Source organism: Lutibacter sp., assembly GCF_021647475.1.
Taxonomy (GTDB): Bacteria; Bacteroidota; Bacteroidia; order Flavobacteriales; family Flavobacteriaceae; genus Lutibacter.
The window spans coordinates 21,863-41,058 of the sequence record NZ_JAKIUR010000027.1 but is presented as its reverse complement, the minus strand read 5'-3'; the positions used below and the strand labels follow the sequence as shown (position 1 = coordinate 41,058).

At 30.9% G+C, this 19,196-nt stretch carries 14 protein-coding genes; all 14 read right to left on the bottom strand.

What is annotated here, in order from left to right; translation table 11 throughout:
- The coding region (locus tag L3J60_RS08020; RefSeq protein ID WP_291974979.1) for an FAD-dependent oxidoreductase at positions 1–715 on the bottom strand (715 nt) is incomplete at its 3' end.
- Positions 716–1,165, bottom strand: a complete 450-nt coding sequence (locus L3J60_RS08015; RefSeq protein ID WP_291974978.1) for a rhodanese-like domain-containing protein — start codon at positions 1,163–1,165, stop codon at positions 716–718. It lies immediately after the preceding gene.
- Between the two features lie 333 nt (positions 1,166–1,498).
- Positions 1,499–2,914, bottom strand: coding sequence for an MBL fold metallo-hydrolase (locus L3J60_RS08010; RefSeq protein ID WP_291974977.1), 1,416 nt, complete (start codon positions 2,912–2,914; stop codon positions 1,499–1,501).
- Between the two features lie 79 nt (positions 2,915–2,993).
- Entirely contained in the window at positions 2,994–4,715 is a 1,722-nt protein-coding gene (locus L3J60_RS08005; protein ID WP_291974976.1) for a SulP family inorganic anion transporter, read from the bottom strand.
- 31 nt (positions 4,716–4,746) lie between these two features.
- Positions 4,747–6,477, bottom strand: a complete 1,731-nt coding sequence (locus tag L3J60_RS08000; protein ID WP_291974975.1) for a SulP family inorganic anion transporter — start codon at positions 6,475–6,477, stop codon at positions 4,747–4,749.
- Between the two features lie 75 nt (positions 6,478–6,552).
- Positions 6,553–7,575 (bottom strand): Holliday junction branch migration DNA helicase RuvB, encoded by a 1,023-nt coding sequence (gene ruvB, locus L3J60_RS07995; protein WP_291974974.1) that lies wholly within the window; start codon positions 7,573–7,575, stop codon positions 6,553–6,555.
- 67 nt (positions 7,576–7,642) lie between these two features.
- A complete protein-coding gene (locus L3J60_RS07990; RefSeq protein ID WP_291974973.1) occupies positions 7,643–9,391 on the bottom strand; it encodes a cbb3-type cytochrome c oxidase subunit I in 1,749 nt (582 codons plus the stop codon).
- 27 nt (positions 9,392–9,418) lie between these two features.
- Positions 9,419–10,426, bottom strand: a complete 1,008-nt coding sequence (locus L3J60_RS07985) for a cytochrome c oxidase subunit II (RefSeq protein WP_291974972.1) — start codon at positions 10,424–10,426, stop codon at positions 9,419–9,421.
- 93 nt (positions 10,427–10,519) lie between these two features.
- Positions 10,520–11,875, bottom strand: coding sequence for a quinol:cytochrome C oxidoreductase (locus tag L3J60_RS07980; protein WP_291974971.1), 1,356 nt, complete (start codon positions 11,873–11,875; stop codon positions 10,520–10,522).
- A gap of 31 nt (positions 11,876–11,906) precedes the next feature.
- Complete coding sequence (locus L3J60_RS07975) at positions 11,907–12,464, bottom strand: cytochrome c (RefSeq protein ID WP_291974970.1); 558 nt, start codon at positions 12,462–12,464, stop codon at positions 11,907–11,909.
- Positions 12,465–12,471: 7 nt separating this feature from the next.
- Complete coding sequence (locus L3J60_RS07970; RefSeq protein WP_291974969.1) at positions 12,472–12,990, bottom strand: DUF3341 domain-containing protein; 519 nt, start codon at positions 12,988–12,990, stop codon at positions 12,472–12,474.
- A gap of 4 nt (positions 12,991–12,994) precedes the next feature.
- The gene (gene nrfD / locus L3J60_RS07965) at positions 12,995–14,377 is read right to left on the bottom strand and encodes an NrfD/PsrC family molybdoenzyme membrane anchor subunit (RefSeq protein WP_291974968.1); all 1,383 of its coding nucleotides are present in this window, start codon (positions 14,375–14,377) and stop codon (positions 12,995–12,997) included.
- Between the two features lie 26 nt (positions 14,378–14,403).
- Entirely contained in the window at positions 14,404–17,454 is a 3,051-nt protein-coding gene (locus tag L3J60_RS07960) for a TAT-variant-translocated molybdopterin oxidoreductase (protein WP_291974967.1), read from the bottom strand.
- A gap of 29 nt (positions 17,455–17,483) precedes the next feature.
- Entirely contained in the window at positions 17,484–19,004 is a 1,521-nt protein-coding gene (locus L3J60_RS07955; protein ID WP_291974966.1) for a c-type cytochrome, read from the bottom strand.
- Between the last annotated feature and the right edge of the window lie 192 nt (positions 19,005–19,196).

Sequence of the window (19,196 nt, the reverse complement as noted above, 5' to 3'; positions counted from 1 at the left end):
ATTCTGTAAATATTTTAGTTGGTGTTATGTATCCATTTCTTTTTATATATGCTCCTCCCATCCCAAAATCACCTAGCTCATACTCATTACTCAACCACCATAAATCAGCCAAATGCATTAAATTTCTCTTCTTTATTTCAAAAGCGATGTTTAAAATATATTCAAAGGCAGCCCCTTGACAAGTTGCCATTGGATGACCTGTGCCTACTACAAAAGTTTGTTTTTCCCCTTTTTCCATTTTAGTAAGAGATTTCTGAAATTTACTCCAAGCTTCTGCTGCATGGTCATAAGTACAAACAGACTGTGTGAATTTATGAGGACCTAGACCTTCTGTAGCATCAAAATTTAACTTTGGTCCTGTGGCATTAATTAAATAATCATAAGATACTATTTCTTCTTTACTGTTTTCTTTTTCTGAAACGTATTTAATTTTCACAAATCCTTTAGCATTTTCTAAATCTCCTTCTGGATGAATAGAAAGTGCCATTGCTTGTTTGTAATCAACGCCTAATTTTTTATAAACAGGAGCTAATTTAAATTTAACTTGGTCTATTGTCATTAAACCAACACCTACCCAAATATTTGACGGTAACCATTGAAAGTTGCTATTTGGGGATATCATAACCACTTCATGATTTTTTTTAAGACTCTTACTTAAATAAGACACTGCAGTATGCCCAGATATTCCTGCTCCTAATACAACTACTTTCGCCATTTATTTTTCAATTTTATTATTACTTCTAACCCAATTTATGATTCCTCCTTGTAATTCGTAAACATCTTTAAATCCTAATTGAATCATTTTTTTTACAGCAATTCCAGATCGGTGTCCTGACTTACAATATACATAAATTGGTTCATTTTTATTGTAAGAAGCTATTTCATTCAAAAAATCTTTATCAAAAAAATTAATATTTTTAGATCCTTTAATATAGCCTTGGCTATATTCAAATGGTGTTCTAACATCAATAATGGGATTATTTTGTGCTTTTTCTTTAAATTCAGCAGGAGTTAATACTGAAATTTTACCTGTAATTTGTTGTGTTGTTTGTGAAGCAGAAGAATTAATAGCTATTTTGTTTTTGTTAGCATTGTTGTTTTTACAACTTAGACTAATTAAACTAACTACTAAAACAAAACAAACTAATTTAATAGATTTATTCATTTTATTATGTTTTTGATTTTTTACAAAAGTATATATTTCCTTAAATTTAAGCAGTAACCTAAGTTACTTTAAATAGTAAAAAGGAGTTAAAACTTCCTTCTAAATTAAATAATATATTTTAATTTACTCGTTGTGCATTTTGATTCTTTAAACATACTATTACGTCAATTCGAGCCTGTCTGACGGCAAGGCAGGTAATTTTTTATCAAAAATTGTATCGAGAACGGCTGTTTTTAACTAAAAAACCTATTCTCGATACTAATTTTAAGCCTAAAAAGGCTAAAATTAACTCGAATTGACGAAATTTTATCATAATGCACAACGGGTTTTAATTTATAATAATGTAGTTGGGCAAACATAATCTGTAAGTTCAACTCCACTATCTTTAATATCATTAAAACCTCCTCTAATATCGGTAACATTTTTTACTCCATTTGCCTGAAAAATAGAAGCTGCTATTAGTGATCTATAACCACTTTCACAATGTAAAAAGTATTCTTTATTTGCATTTATTTCTGCAAAATTAGCATTGATAAAGTCTAATGGGAAATTTTCAACGCCTACAACGTGTTCAGATAGATATTCAGTTTCTTTTCTAACATCTAACGGAGCTTCCATAGAACCTTCTTTTAATTTATTTGCAAATTGAATTGCTGATATAGAACCAATTTTTGAAATTGTATGACCTGCAGCTTTCCATGAGTGAATTCCTCCTCTTAAAAACCCTAAAATATTATCATATCCAACACGAGAAAAACGTGTTACAACTTCCTGTTCTCTATCTCCTTCTGCTATAAAAATTATTTTTTGATTAATATTCTTAATTAAAGTACCAACCCAAGGAGCAAAACTTCCATCTACTCCAATATACCAAGCTCCTGGAACTGTTCCTTCTTCAGAATATTCTTCTTTAGAACGTGTATCAATTACTAAAATATCATCTTGCTCACTCATTTCTTTGAATGAATCGGCATCAATTGGGGTTGTACCTCGTTGTAAAACTTCATCAATACTAGTATTGATACCTTTATTCATTCTAACATTATTCCCAAAATACTGTGGTGGTGGTTTTAAACCTGTAGTAACTTCATCAATAAATTCTTCTTTTGTCATATCAGCTCTCAAAGCATAATTTGTTTTCTTTTGATTTCCTAAGGTATCAAACGTTTCAGAACTCATATTTTTACCACAGGCCGAACCTGCACCATGATTTGGATATACGATGATATCATCTGGCAACGGCATTATTTTATTTCGTAATGAATCAAACAAATGGCCTGCCAAATCAGCTTGTGTTAAGTCAGATTTTACTGCTAAATCAGGTCTTCCAACATCACCAATAAATAAACAATCGCCTGTAAATACATACGGTGTATTCCCATTTTTATCGATTAATAAATAAGATGATGATTCCATAGTGTGACCTGGAGTATGCAATAATTTAAGTTTTAAATCTCCTATTTTAAATTCTTCTCCATCTTTTCCTTCATGAATATCATAACTTGGATTAGCACTCGGACCAAAGACAATAGTTGCCCCTGTTTTTTTAGCTAAATCAACCTGACCTGAAACAAAATCGGCATGAAAATGAGTTAAAAACACATATTTAATTTTAACATTATCAGCTTCAGCCATTTTTAAATAAGGCTCTGTTTCTCGTAAAGGATCAATAATTGCAGCTTCTCCATTTGAGTGAATATAGTAAGCCATTTCTGCTAGGCAACCCGTAAATAATTGTTCTACTTTCATGTTCTGATTTTTTAATAGTTAATTAAAGTCCTCCAAAATAATAATTTACAGATTACTTTTTGTGATATACATCACCTTATCAAGAATTTCTTTGCTGTATATATACCTTATTATCAGTAGTGTCAGTTTTATTATGATAATAATCTATAGCTTCTTGAATGCTCATAAAGCAATGTTCTTGTCCAATATTTTGAATAATATTTGATTTATAAATAGTATCTCGTACAGGTCCTTTTAAACCTGTAAAATAAAGTTCAATATTTTTTTCTTTAAAATATTTTAAAATTTCCTCCAAAGCATAAACACCACTGCTATCTAAATTATTTAAACTTTCACCATCTATAACAATTATTTTTAAATCCTTCCCTTTTTTATAGGCTTCATTATAAATAGTATCTTTAAAATAAGTAGTATTTGCAAAGTGAAGTTGTGCATCAAAACGAATTATTAAAACATCTTTTAAAACAATTAATTGGTCGAACCGTTTTATATTTCTATACAAATAACTATTTGGAACATTACCCAAAACAGCTACATGTGGTTTTGTAGATTTATAAATTAACATGACTAGAGATAAAATAACCCCAGTAATAATACCTTCCTTAATTCCAACAGTAGCCGTTACCAATAAAGTAACATTTAATATAATTAAGTCGCGTTTAGTATATTTCCATAGTTGATATGGTACTTTAAAATCTAATAAACTAAAAACTGCTACTAAAATAATTGCTCCTAAAACTGCCTTTGGTAAATAATAAAATAGTGGCGTTAAAAACAATAAGGTCAGTGCTACTACAGAAGCAGAAATTATTGCGGCAAATGGTGTATTTGCTCCACTTTGATTATTAACCGCTGTTCTACCAAATCCTCCTGTAGAAGGATAGCTTTGAAATAGTGAACCAACAATATTTCCAAGTCCTAACGCTATTAATTCTTTATTTGCCTTTACTTTATAATTCATATGTTTAGATTCAATAGCTTTAGCAACAGAAATTGCTTCCATAAAGGCTATTAGAGCAAGTGTTATAGCAAGTGGACCAAGTTCTTTTATAGTTTCTAAACTAAATTGCGGAATTTTAAAATAAGGTAAACCTTTTGGAATATTTCCAACTATTTTAACTCCGTATTGGTGTAAATTAAATAACTTAACAACCACAATTCCTAATATAACAACAACCAAAGCAGCTGGAATTTTTTTAAAATAACGCTTTAAAAACACCAAAATTAAAATAGAAAATAACCCAATTAAAAAGGTAGCCCAATTAATATATTTAATATGGTTTACAGCATCAATAACCAAATTTTGTAAGTGATTATTACGCTGCATATCAACACCTAATAAATGCTTTAATTGATTTAAACCAATTATTAATGCCGCTGCAGATGTAAAACCACTAATTACGGGTTTTGATAAAAAATTAACTAAAAATCCTAATCTAAATAAGCCAAAAGCAAGTTGAATAACACCAATAAATAAAGCTAATAAAATAGCTAATAAAATAAAATTTTCTGAGCCTAATGTAGCTATCGCCCCAATACCCGAAGCTACAATTAAAGAATCCATAGCTGATGGACCAACGGCTAATTGCCTAGATGTTCCAAAAAAAGCATAAACAACTTGTGGAATCATTGCCGTGTACAAACCATAAATTGGAGGTAAACCTGCAATCATAGCATAAGCAATACCTTGTGGTATTAGCATAACTCCTACCGTTAATCCAGCAGTAATATCACCTTTTAACCATGACTTTTTATAACTAGACAACCACTCTAAAAATGGAAATACATTTACTAACTTCATTTGTACTAAAAGTTAATTTTGAATATTAATATTATTTTTTTTGACACTCCAAAAAGGCTTTCACCTCACAAGTTTCACAAACCTTTTTATCTAGCTTTTGATAAATCGACTTAATTGCTATTTTTTTATTTTTATAGAAATGTTCTCTTCCAATTTCATCGAAAAAACCACCTTTAATAAGTACATTTTGACCAACTAATTTCATTCCACTAAAATAAATAACACGGTTAGTAGTTTCCCATTTTTTTACTTCGTGCATCAACCATTCAGCCCCAGCTAAATCAATAAAATTGATGCCTTCAGCTATAACCAATAAATGTTTCCCATCATTATTTTCATACAAATCTGAAAAATAATTAGCAATAGATTCTACCGACCCAAAATATAAAGAACCATCTACTCTAATAATATTTAATTGTGGACATTCCTTAGCATTTTTATCTCTAATAATATTTATAAATCGATTAGTATTATCTAATCCTAAAACGGCAATATTAGGTTTTGAGGTTCTTTCTAAATAGAAAAACAAGGAAAAAAATATACCAATTACCAATGCTTGTTGTAAATCTAAAAATAAAGTTCCTAAAAAAGTAGCACTAAAAACGATAACCTCACGTTTACTACTTTTAAAAATCACCTTAATATGTTTAAAATCTATTAAATTATATCCAACTAATAAAATAATTCCACCCATTGCCGCCTTTGGTAAAAAGGATGCGTATTTAGCAAAAAATAACATCACCAACATTAATCCAAATGATGAAACAAATGCTGAAAAACGTGTTTTTGCTCCAGATTGATAATTGATGCTTGATCTAGTAAAAGAACTTGAACTTGTATAGCACGAGAAAAAACTGGATACCACATTAGATATCCCTTGAGAAACAAATTCTTGATTAAGATTTACTTTTTGGTGTGTATGTAGGGAAATAGATCTTGAGATTGCTGCTACCTCTACCAAACCTAAAGTAGCCAAAATAATAGCTCCTGAATTTAACATTCGCATATTTTCATAATTAAAATCAGGTAATTTAAATGGTGGTAAATTAGAAGGAATACTACCTACAGTTTCAATACCATGTAAACTTCCGCCTAACCAAATTGCTAAAAAACTACCAAACATCATGGCAAATAACATATATAACTTTGATATTTTTTTTATTTTTCTAATTATTAATGCAAGCAATAACGTTCCCATAGCAACGGCAAACACATACCAATTTATTTCGGATAAATGAAACGTAATAAATTCAATAATATGAGAAAAAGAGCTTCCTTGTGGAACTTTTATTCCGAAAATATGTTTGAGTTGTTTAAATGCAATCAAAACACCTGCACCTGCTGAAAACCCAATAATTACAGAGTTTGAAACAAAGTTTACCAATTTAGCCATTCGAGCAATTCCCATTATAAGTTTGATAACACCAGCCATAAATGAAAGTAATACTGCTAATGAAACAAATGCTTGAATATCTGTTGTAGGATTTACATATTTACTAATTATGGAATATAAAACAATGGAACTTGTAGTGGTTGGACCAGACACTAAATGATATGAAGATCCAAATAGGGCTGCAATTACTGGAGTTAACATAGCCGTATAAAAACCATAAACCGGAGGCATACCCGCAATCATGGCAAAGGCAACAGCCTGCGGAATTACAATTATGGTTCCTGTTAATCCTGCAATTAAATCATCCTTCCAAGTTTGCCGAACCATTGGCAACCAAGTTAAAAAAGGAAAAACTTGTTTTAAAGTCATTTTATATTTTAGTAGTAATATTTAAAACAAAAGTACTACGAACATTTATTTGTATTGTGATGTTAATCACTTAGCCTAAAATAGTTCGTTTTGCGAATTATGTTTTGTTTTACCCAAATGTTTATACGCTAATTCGGTAACCTCTCTACCTCTAGGAGTTCTCATAATAAAACCTTCTTGAATTAAAAAAGGTTCATAAACTTCTTCAATAGCTTCTGTGTTTTCACCAACAGCTGTTGCAATAGTAGTAATTCCAACAGGTCCACCTTTAAATTTATCAATTATGGTAGTTAAAATTTTGTTATCCATTTCGTCTAAACCATGTGCATCAACATTTAAGGCGTTTAACGCATATTTTGCAATTTTTATAGTAATATTACCATCTCCTTTTATTTGAGCAAAATCTCTGACTCTGCGTAATAAAGCATTGGCAATACGAGGTGTGCCTCTACTTCTACCAGCAATTTCAATAGCAGATTCCATAGAAATTGGGACTTTTAATATATGAGCACTTCTTTGAACTATGGTAGTCAACAATTCGGCATTATAATATTGTAATCGGCTACTAATTCCAAAACGAGCTCTCATTGGAGCCGTTAACAATCCTGAACGTGTAGTTGCCCCAATTAAAGTAAAAGGCTCTAAATCAATTTGTACCGTGCGTGCATTTGGACCAGATTCAATCATAATATCAATACGATAATCTTCCATAGCCGAATACAAATATTCTTCAACAATTGGACTTAATCGATGAATTTCATCAATAAATAATACATCTCGCTCACTTAAACTAGTTAAAAGTCCAGCTAAATCACCTGGTTTATCAATTACAGGACCTGAAGTAATTTTTAGTCCAACGTTTAATTCATTAGAAAGAATATGTGCCAAGGTAGTTTTACCTAACCCGGGAGGGCCGTGAAACAACGTATGATCTAGGGCTTCATCTCTTTGGTTTGCAGCTTGAACAAATATTTTTAAATTTTCAATAATTTGATCCTGTCCTGTAAAATCATCAAAAGTTAAAGGTCTTAATTTTTTTTCTACTTCTAATTCTTCAGAAGTAAAATTATTTTTTTCAGGATCTAAATTCTCATTCATAAAAACAAAGATAGCAGAAATAAAAAACCTTTCTAAATTTAGAAAGGTTTTAATTAAATTTTTATGATTAAGATTCTTCTTCGCCTTCAAAAAGTGGTGTGTCTTGTGTAACATAGTCTTCAGGCAATCCTGGTTTACTATAATCATACGACCAACGGTGTACCGCTGGAATTTCTCCTGACCAATTCCCATGAATATGTTCAACTGGTGTTGTCCATTCAAGCGTATTAGCGTGCCAAGGATTTTGAGGTGCTTTTTTACCTTTATAAATACTAATAAAGAAATTAGCTAAAAATATTAATTGAGCAGCTCCACCTAAAATAGCAAACATGGTTATTACTTTGTTTATATCAGATAAATCGTCAAATAAAGGAAAAGCCGTATTTGAATAATATCTTCTAGGTAATCCTGCTAAACCAAGGAAATGCATTGGAAAAAACACACCATAAGCTGCAACCACAGTAATCCAAAAATGCCAATAGCCTAATGTTTTATTCATCATTCTACCATACATTTTAGGGAACCAATGATAAATACCTGCAAACATTCCATATATAGCAGAAACACCCATTACCAAATGGAAGTGTGCAATTACAAAATAAGTGTCATGCACGTTAATATCCAAAGCACTATCTCCTAATACAATTCCTGTAAGGCCTCCAGTAATAAACGTAGAAACAAATCCGATGGAAAATAGCATTGCTGGATTCATTTGTAAATTTCCTTTCCAAAGGGTTGTTATCCAGTTAAAAGCTTTTACTGCAGATGGAATAGCAATAAGTAATGTTGTAAATGTAAATACCGAACCTAAAAATGGATTCATTCCCGAAACAAACATATGATGTCCCCAAACTATAGTAGATAAAAATGCAATGGCTATAATGGAGCCAATCATTGCTCTATAACCAAAAATTGGTTTACGAGAATTACACGCCATAACTTCAGATACAATTCCCATAGCTGGCAAAATAACAATATAAACTTCCGGATGTCCTAAAAACCAAAATAAGTGTTCAAATAAAACTGGTGAACCTCCTTGGTAATGTAAAACCTCTCCTTGAATAAATATATCTGATAAATAAAAAGATGTACCAAAACTTCTATCAAAAATCAATAATAAAGCTGCAGATAATAATACTGGAAACGAAACTACTCCAATAATAGCGGTAATAAAAAATGCCCAAATAGTTAATGGTAATCTTGTCATTTTCATACCAACCGTTCTTAAATTTAAAACAGTAACAATATAATTTAAAGCTCCTAATAATGAAGATGCAATAAATATTGCCATAGATATTAACCAAAGTGTCATACCCATTCCTGATCCAGGGATTGCCTGTGGCAAAGCACTTAAAGGAGGGTAAATAGTCCATCCTGCGGATGCTGGACCTGCTTCCAAAAACAAAGAACTAATCATAATAACACTAGATATAAAAAATAACCAATAGGATATCATATTTATTAACCCTGAAGCCATATCACGTGCTCCTATTTGCAATGGAATTAATAAATTACTAAATGTTCCACTTAAACCAGCAGTTAGCACAAAAAATACCATAATAGTACCGTGAATGGTAACTAAAGCTAAATAGATATCTGGAGACATAACTCCTCCATCTTGATGGTGACCTAAAAATGCTTTAAAAATTCCAAATGAATCTTCTGGCCATGCAATTTGTAAACGGAATAACATAGACATCATTACTCCAATAACTCCCATAAAAATTCCTGTTATTAAAAACTGCTTGGAAATCATTTTATGATCAGTACTAAAAACGTATTTGGTTATAAATGTTTGTTTATGATGATTTGACATATTTTATTTTTTTAGTAGTGTAGTAAATTAATTAATGATTTGGCTCATTGTTTTTTGTTTTTGTAGCCATACATTAAATTTAGCAGGTTCTTCTACTACAATTTTCATTTGCATATTGTAATGAGAAGCACCACAAATTTTATTACATAGCAATAGATAATCAAACTCATAAGAATCTTCTCCTTTTTCCTTTCTTATTTTATTAATACCATCAACCTTTGCAATTGTCTTTTTATTCAACCTCATTTCTTTTGTAGTAATTTTTGGAGTAAAAGAAAATTGAGTTACCATACCTGGAACACAGTTCATCTGGGCTCTAAAATGAGGCATATATGCAGAGTGTAATACGTCTTGAGATCTAAATTTAAAAATAATTTTTCTTCCTTTAGGCAAATGTAATTCCCTTGTAGGAATATCATCTTGAGCGTTTTTATCTGTCATATCAACACCCATTGTATTAATGCCTTTTATATTTCGAACATTTGCACGCCCTAATTCATTATCAGCTCCTGCATAACGAGCTTCCCATTGAAATTGTTTTGCATAAACTTCAACTATTAAAGGATTCTTTGCATCAGAGGAGTCCATAACTTCTTGCCAAACTGAAAGGCCATATAATACTAATCCTGATAAAACTACAGCTGGTATAATAGTCCAAATAGCTTCCAATTTAGAACTATCTGCATAAAATAAAGCTTTACGTCCTTTTATTCCTCTATATTTAAATGAAAAGTAGAACAGTAAAAATTGGGTAATTGCTTGAACTACTAGGATTAATATCATAGTAATTGCATACAAAATATCATAATTTTCACCTTCAACTGAAGCTGATTCTGGTAATAATACTACTGAATATTTAGCAAATGAAAATATCATTAGTCCATAGAAAAATACACCAAACAGAGCAAAAAGAATTCCTTGAGTATTGTTATCTTTTTCTGTGGCTATTGTGCCTCTCAGATTAAAAATAATTATAATTTGCCATATAGCAATACATATTACTATGGCTAATAAAACATAAAGTAATGCTGTCATTTTTTTTAGTTAGTTTTGATAGTAGTGCCAAATATAAAAAAAATCCTGAATAATTAGTATTCAGGATTGATTTTATGTGTGTAATTTTATTTTCTAATAATGATAATGCTCGCTTTCTTTTAAGAAAGGATTATTTTTTACTTCCAATGATTGTTTAGCAAGTGCTGAAAACACAACATATATAAATAATCCTAAAAAGAATAAAACCGATGCAATTTCTGGAATACCAATTATCCAATGATTACCGACAGTTGCAGGTGAAATTATAACAAAAACATCAACATAATGTCCTAATAAAATAATAATACCAGTTGTAATTATAAACCAAGGAATACGCTTGTAATCACTATTCATTAACACTAAAATTGGAAATATAAAATTTGGAATCAACATTCCTATAAATAATAATTGGTAAGTACCCAACAATCTTGGCATAAAATATGCTGTTTCTTCTGGCATGTTTGCATACCAAATAAGCATAAATTGAGAAAACCATAAATAGGTCCAAAATATACTAAACCCAAACATAAATTTTGCTAAATCATGTAAATGGCTATCATTTACTTTTGGTAAAAATCCTTTAGCTCTTAAGTAAATAGTTACCATAGCAATTACGGTAATACCAGAAACAAACATAGTTGAAAAAACATACCAACCAAATAGTGAACTTTGCCAATGTGGAGTTAAAGACATTAACCAATCCCAAGACATCAAAGATTCAGTAACTATAAAGAAGATTAAAAAGAATACAGAGGCTTTAAAATTTCTTTTATAAGGAGCTAAATCAGTTGCAGTATCTTGTGCTAATGAATTTTTTTTAGAATAATAGCGATAAAAATTCCATCCTAATAAATAAATAAAAGTTCTTATCATCCAAAACGGAACATTCAACCACCAACTTTTACCCATTAATATTTTGTCATAATGCTCACTATGAATATTATATAAATCTGGATTCATCCAAACATAGTAATAATGTCCATTAGCAGCCATTAAGATTAAAAATGCTAAAATAAATAAAGACCCTGGTAATAAATAAGCCGTAATTCCTTCCATGACTCTAAACAGCACAATAGACCAACCTGCCTGAGAAGCATATTGAATAGCATAAAAGGCTAAAGTTCCTAAAGCTAACATGAAAAAGAAGAACATGGCTATAAATACAGCTGCATAAGGACGATTTTGTAAGGAGTGAAATGCATGAATAAAATGAGCATCTTCAGTAGCAGTTTCATTTGATTCTGCATTTTCATGATTTTCAACATTTGAACCTTCTACATGTGTATTTTCAGCAACAGAATGATTTTCATGAGTGTTTTCATGCTGCATCATTTCTTTTACTTGATCAACATTACTTGGTGTAGTTAAAAACCCATAACCAATACCTAATGCACCCAAAACCATAAATATGATTGCACTAATTTTTAATTTGTTTGAAAAAGTATACATATTTTATTTTCTTTCTTTTGGTAACTATATTTTACTTTAATGCGTCTTCTCTTAATTTTTGAACGTACTGCACTATTTGCCAACGTTCAGTATTTGTTAATTGTGATGCATGGGAGCCCATCATATTTCTTCCATACATAATTACATGATAAATACTTCCTTCTGTAATTTCTCTGTCTTTATAATTAGGTACTCCTAAAAACTTTTCACGCTTAACTAAAATTCCTTGGCCATCACCTTTTGCACCATGGCAAACAGCACAATAAATTGTGTACATTGCTTTACCATTTTTTAAATTTTTATCATTTACTTCAAGTGGTGATTCTAAAGTTTTTTTTGCAAGTTCATATCCTTCATTAGTATTAGGAATTTCATAAGGAACTTCTCCTCTAAAAATGGTTCCTTCAACAGGTTTTTGAGCTTCAATTCCGTTTTTAAAAAAAGGATTTGCTGCATAAGCTTCGTAACCAACAGGTCTGTACATATCAACATCTGCCATATATTGCAACTTTGGTTTACGGTTATTACTACAAGAAGTTATGCTAATAACTATTAACAATACTGCTATTAAGTTAAGTATTCGTTTCATTATTTTGCTAAGCTTTTAATTTTATTTCTTTAGCTCCATTATTTTTAAGGAACTCTTCTAATTTTTCAACATTATCTTCAGTAGAAACCTCAACCATAAAATGGTCATCGGTTGTTCTAACATCTGGATTTTCAGCTTTTTTAAATGGCCATAATTTACTACGCATATAAAAAGTAATTACCATTAAATGTGCAGCAAAAAACACCGTCAACTCAAACATTATTGGTACAAAAGCTGGCATATTTTCGCGAAAACTAAAACTTGGTTTGCCACCAATGTTTTGAGGCCAATCTACAACCATCATATAATTCATCATCCAAATTGCAAATAATAAACCAATAACTCCATAAATAAATGAAGTAATAGCAATTCGCGTATTTTTTAACCCTACTGCTTTCTCTAATCCATGTACTGGAAAAGGTGTAAATACCTCTTCAATATCATAATTTGCAGCTTTTAATTCTTTAACGGCTTTTAAAAGCACGTCATCGTCATCAAAAATGGCTTGTACAGTTTTACTACTCATGATTTTATTCTCTTAATTTTTTATAATTATCTCCTGAAGATTTTAAAATACTTTTTAATTCAGCTTGGGCAATAACTGGGAAAGTCCTAGCGTATAATAAAAATAGTACAAAGAAAAACCCAAGGGTTCCAATAAAAATTGCTATATCAACAAAAGTTGGTGAAAACATTGTCCAAGATGATGGCAAATGCCCACGACTTAAGTCTATTACAATAATGTCGAATCGTTCAAACCACATCCCAACATGTATAACCATTGCTATAAAGAATGACCAAATATAACTAGTTCTTAATTTTTTAAACCATAGCGTTTGTGGCAATATAAAGTTACAAGTTATTAATATCCAAAAAGCCCACCAGTACGGTCCTGTAGCAGCTCCTATTGACATATACGTATAATCTTCATAGCTACTTCCAGAATACCAACCAATAAAAAACTCCGTAATATAAGCTACAGATACAATACCTCCTGTTAGCAAAATTACTTTATTCATATTTTCGATATGAGTTATAGTAATATAATCTTCAAGGTTTGATACTTTCCTCATAATAATCAATAAAGTCTGTACCATTGCAAATCCAGAGAAAATTGCTCCAGCTACAAAATATGGAGGAAATATGGTACTATGCCAACCTGGAATTACCGAAGTAGCAAAATCCATAGATACAATAGTATGTACAGAAAGTACCAAAGGTGTAGCTAAACCAGCTAATACTAAAGAAACTTCTTCAAAACGTTGCCAATCTTTTAATCTTCCAGACCAACCAAAACTTAAAATTCCATATATTTTCTTTTGAAATGGTCTAATTGCTCTATCTCTTAACATTGCAAAATCTGGTAATAAACCAGTGTACCAAAACACTAAGGATACCGATAAATAGGTTGAAATTGCAAAAACATCCCATAATAATGGTGAATTAAAGTTTACCCATAAAGAGCCTAAAGCATTTGGTAGTGGTAATACATAAAATGCATTCCAAACTCTACCCATATGTATTATTGGAAATAACCCTGCTTGAAAAACAGCAAAAATTGTCATAGCTTCTGCAGAACGGTTGATACCCATTCTCCATTTTTGTCGGAATAATAATAATACGGCTGAAATTAACGTACCTGCATGACCAATACCTACCCACCAAACAAAATTGGTAATATCCCAAGCCCAGTTTATACGGTTATTTAATCCCCAAACTCCAATACCTGTTCCAATGGTATAAAGAATGGCTCCAATTCCATATAAAAATGCTACTAATGCTATTGTAAATGCGATCCACCATTTTTTGTTAGCTTTCCCTTCAACAGGTTTTGCCACGTCAACGGAAATATCGTGGTAACTTTTATTACCCAAAATTAATGGTTCTCTAATAGGTGCTTCGTAATGAGACATAATTTAATATCTATCTTAATTTTTATTTATGATTCTTCTGTATTTCTAACTTTTAAATGATACATAACATTTGGTTTTGTGCCTACTTCTGCTAATAAATGAAAAGTTCTATCATCTTTAATTAAATGTATTACTTCACTTTCTTTATCATTTATATCACCAAATACTATAGCTCCTGTTGGACAAGCACTTGAACAAGCTGTTTGAAATTCTTCATCTTTAACTAGTCGTCCTTCTTTTTTAGCTGTTAAAATACTTAATTGTGTTTTTTGTATACACATAGAGCATTTTTCCATAACTCCTCTTGAACGAATTACAACATCTGGATTTAATACCATTCTTCCTAAGTCATTGTTCATATTGAAGTCAAATTCACTGTTTTCAGCATATTTAAACCAATTGAATCTACGTACTTTATAAGGACAGTTATTTGCACAATATCTTGTACCTATACATCTGTTATAAATCATTTGGTTTTGACCTTGACGACCATGAGATGTTGCTGCAACTGGACAAACAGTTTCACAAGGTGCGTGATTACAATGTTGACACATTACTGGCTGAAAAGCTACTTGAGGATTTTCTTGAGGAACCATCATTTCATTAAACATTTCACCTGATCCAAAAATCCCTTCTTCTTTGGCAACTTCATTGGTCATATCAGAGGTGTAATATCTATCAATACGTAACCAGTACATATCTCTACTTACTCTAATTTCATGTTTACCAACCACTGGTACATTATTCTCTGCATGACAGGCAACAATACAAGCTGCACAACCCGTACAAGTCGCTAAATCAATAGATAAATTAAAATGAGGCCCAATAGTATCGTCAAATTTCTCCCATAAATCAACTCGTTCGGCAGGAACTTCTTCATGATTTAAAGAATATTCAGGAGTTTTATTCCAATCTTCTTTTGGTTTATTGATAAAATCATCTAAAGTAGTTTCTTTAATAATTTCATCACGTCCCATAATGGTGTGTTGTAATTGTACACAAGCAAACTCATGCTCGCCTTCTGTTTTTTCAATTTCAACCTTTTGAAAAGGATTAAATTCTTGCATTAAAGAAAATGCATTTAAACCTACCATCATTTCTTTTTGCATGCCTGAAGTTCTTCCATAACCAACAGCCATACCAACACTTCCTTTTGCTTGACCTGGTTGTATAAATACCGGAACATTTTTTATAGTTACATCACCAACTTTTATGTTTGCTCTACTTCCATTTAAGGCTCCATCACTTACATTCCAATTTTCAAAATTTAATACTTTAGCATCTTCTGCTGAAATGGTTAAGTAATTATCCCAAGAAGTTCTTGAGATTGGATCTGGTAATTCTTGTAACCAAGGATTATTTGCTTGTTTACCATCTCCTAAAGTTGTTTTCACGTAAACGTTTAATTCAAAATCAGAAGGATTAACAACTGCTAATAAACTAGATGCTGCTTTATTAACATCAATAGTATTTTCAGAAACTTCAACTTTAGATTCAGTTTTAAAAATACCATCTTCAAGTGCTTTATTCCAAGAAGATCCATTTAAAATTGAAGTAGTCCAATTTTCTCTTATATAATCATAATACGAAATATTTGAATCCATCCAAGTTAACAAGGAGTCTTCAAATTGGCGTGTATTAAATAAAGGTCGAATTGTTGGTTGCATTAAAGCATATTGCCCTGTTTGAAAGGTTGAATCTCCCCAAGCCTCTAAATAATGTGGAGTAATGGCTATAATATTTGTATTTAATGCTGTTTCTGTATTACTTGAATCAAAAGTTACCGAAAGTTTAACTTTTTTAAGTCCTGTATTAAATTCTTTTGCATTTGGTAAAGTATAAGAAGGATTTACGTTGTACATTAATAATGCACCTATTTTGCCTTTATTCATTTCTTTTACCAAATTAGCAACTGCTTTATCATCACCTGCTTTTACAAAACGAGGAGAAGTAGCATCCATTATTTCAGATTGTAATGCTTTATTAATTGCCATTGCAATTAATTGAGCTTCTTTATTTTGAATACCTGTAACAACTACCGCATTTTTACCTACTTTTTTAAGTTGTTCCGCAGCTATTTTAACTGCTTTATCTGCAGCTATTTCTTTTGATTTTACATTATTACCAGTAACTGCATTATATAAATTTAATAATGCATAAACTTGATTTGATGGTTTAACAGGAATTCGTTTATCTGCATTTGCTCCTGTCAAAGACATATTAGACTCAAACTGAATCAATTTTGACATTTTACCATTTACAGGTTTTCTACCTTTTGCATAAGCTGCACTATAATGACCGCCTTGCCAATCGCCTAAAAAATCAGCTCCAACAGAAACAATAACTTCTGCGTTTTCAAATTTATAATCTGGTAAAGCTCTAACGCCATAAACTTCTTGAAAAGCATCTAACGCAGCACTTTCTGAAAGTGCATCATAAACAACATAAGATACATTTCCATAAGCTTTAGTAAAATCTTCAATAACTTTATTTGAAGATGGGCTTGCTGTAGTTCCAGAAAGCACCACTATTTTTTTGTCAGTATCTTTTAAACCTTTTAAAGTTTCAATTACTTTTTTATCTATAGATTTCCAATCAGATTCTTTAGTTTCCATTAATGGATTACGCAATCTATTATTATCATATAAAGATAAAACAGATGCCTGAACTCTTGCAGAAGTAGTTCCCCAATTTCCAGCCATTTTATTTGGCTCAATTTTAATTGGACGACCTTCGCGTACTTTAACTAATATATTTGCAAAATCAGTTCCATCTACCATAGTAGAAGCATAATAATTTGCAACACCAGGAATAATATTATCTGGCTTTACAACATAAGGTATTGATTTTATAACGGGTCCTTCACAAGCAGCTAAAGTTACTGCTGCTGTTGAAAACCCAACATATTTCAAAAAATCTCGTCTGGTGGTTGATGGTTTTGATAAATTTTCTTTATCTCCTAAAAATGCATCCGTTGGAAGTTCTTCTGCAAATTCCTTTTGTTGTAAACTTTCAACAATAGGACTGTCGGCTTTCAATTCCTCAACGCTTCTCCAGTATTTTTTATTTGATGCCATTGTTTATATATGAATTTCTATATGTTTTATTAATAGTGACATTTACCACATTCTTGTCCGCCCATTTGAGCTTCTGTAACTTTTTCTAAGCCATATTTTTTAGAAAGTTGTTCATGGATATTTTTATAATATCCATTATCCTTCATATTTACTTCGGTAGTTTTATGACAGTTTATACACCAACCCATAGTTAATTTAGAAAACTGTTTTACTTCATCCATCGTTTCAACTGGTCCGTGACATTTTTGACAAGCAACACCAGCAACAGTTACATGTTGCGAGTGGTTAAAATAGGCAAAATCTGGTAAATTATGAATTCGAACCCATTTAATAGGTTTTTGTTTGTAATCCTTTTTGTACTGTAAATTTTCTTTATCCCAACCTATAGCGTCGTACATTTTTTGAATTTCACCATCTAATTCAACTTTAGTATATCCACCGAACAATTCTCCATTGTATTCAGAAATAGATTTATGGCAATTCATACAAACATTTACAGAAGGAATACCTGATGTTTTACTGTGTTTTGCTGAAGAGTGGCAATATTGACAATCAATTTTATTAGCTCCCGCATGTACTGCATGTGAAAAATGTATTGGTTGTATAGGTTGATATCCTTCATTAACATCAATTTGCATAAGCCAAGCAAATACTAAATAAGCACTTCCTAGTAATACAAAAATTAATGCTAAAAGTCGTAAAAAAGGATTTTTATACAACGTAAATAGCATACTTGGCTCGTCACTTTTTTCACCTCTTTTTTTAGTTGTAGAAGCTATTATTAAAGATAAAAGCAGGAACGCCAATATGGTTAAAGCTAAAGAAACTTTTACACTAACCATTGGTTTATCAAATCGAGGATCTGATTTTGAAACTGCTACTTGAGTCGCAACTGGTTTTACATCGCCAACATTTAAGTATTTAACAACATCTTCAATATTTTGATCAGATAATTGAGGAAATGCCATCATAGGCATTCCTTTATATTCTTCAAATATTGCTTTAGCATCGGCATCTCCACTTGCCCTTAAAGCATTATTATCTTTAATCCAAAGTTTTAGCCATTCTAACGAACGTATTTCACCAATTTTAAATAATGGTGGACCAATTAATTTTTTATTTAATTTATGACAAGCAGCACAATTGGCTTTAAATATTTTTTTACCACGTGCAACTGCAGGATTAATTTTTTGAACTGTTGAAGCTGTTACTTTAGGTTTCCCTTTGGTATATTCCAAAATATCCACAATATCTTGATCTGATAATTGAGGAAACGGAGTCATTGGCATTCCTTTAAACTCTTCAAATATTGCTTTTGCATCGGCATCTCCACTAGCTCGTAAAGCATTATTATCTTTTATCCAAAGTTTTAACCACGCTAACGAACGTATTTCTGTAACATTGGATAAAGCAGGGCCAATTAATTTTTTATCTAACCTATGGCAAGCTGCACAATTTGCATTGAACAATTTTTTACCGTTAGGATAATCTCCTTGTTGGGCAAAACTTAATAAGCTTGTAAAAATTAAAACGAAAGAAAGCTTAGTCAATTTATTGATTTTAAGGTGTTTAATCACACTTTTCATACTTAAAAATTATTTTCTAATCTGTTTGGTATAATTTTTTCTTATAAATATAATGACATATGTCATTTTTAAAGATTTGACAAAAATAAGATTAAATACGAAAACAGAAAATGTTAGCGTAATGTTAAATGTAATTTATAATCGTTCTAAATAACA

What these genes read in the sequence shown, in the direction of transcription:
- L3J60_RS08015 (WP_291974978.1), bottom strand. Translation starts at nt 1,165, where the DNA reads ATGAATAAATCTATTAAATTAGTTTGTTTTGTTTTAGTAGTTAGTTTA.
- L3J60_RS08010 (WP_291974977.1), bottom strand. Translation starts at nt 2,914, where the DNA reads ATGAAAGTAGAACAATTATTTACGGGTTGCCTAGCAGAAATGGCTTAC.
- L3J60_RS08005 (WP_291974976.1), bottom strand. Translation starts at nt 4,715, where the DNA reads ATGAAGTTAGTAAATGTATTTCCATTTTTAGAGTGGTTGTCTAGTTAT.
- L3J60_RS08000 (WP_291974975.1), bottom strand. Translation starts at nt 6,477, where the DNA reads ATGACTTTAAAACAAGTTTTTCCTTTTTTAACTTGGTTGCCAATGGTT.
- ruvB (WP_291974974.1), bottom strand. Translation starts at nt 7,575, where the DNA reads ATGAATGAGAATTTAGATCCTGAAAAAAATAATTTTACTTCTGAAGAA.
- L3J60_RS07990 (WP_291974973.1), bottom strand. Translation starts at nt 9,391, where the DNA reads ATGTCAAATCATCATAAACAAACATTTATAACCAAATACGTTTTTAGT.
- L3J60_RS07985 (WP_291974972.1), bottom strand. Translation starts at nt 10,426, where the DNA reads ATGACAGCATTACTTTATGTTTTATTAGCCATAGTAATATGTATTGCT.
- L3J60_RS07980 (WP_291974971.1), bottom strand. Translation starts at nt 11,875, where the DNA reads ATGTATACTTTTTCAAACAAATTAAAAATTAGTGCAATCATATTTATG.
- L3J60_RS07975 (WP_291974970.1), bottom strand. Translation starts at nt 12,464, where the DNA reads ATGAAACGAATACTTAACTTAATAGCAGTATTGTTAATAGTTATTAGC.
- L3J60_RS07970 (WP_291974969.1), bottom strand. Translation starts at nt 12,990, where the DNA reads ATGAGTAGTAAAACTGTACAAGCCATTTTTGATGACGATGACGTGCTT.
- nrfD (WP_291974968.1), bottom strand. Translation starts at nt 14,377, where the DNA reads ATGTCTCATTACGAAGCACCTATTAGAGAACCATTAATTTTGGGTAAT.
- L3J60_RS07960 (WP_291974967.1), bottom strand. Translation starts at nt 17,454, where the DNA reads ATGGCATCAAATAAAAAATACTGGAGAAGCGTTGAGGAATTGAAAGCC.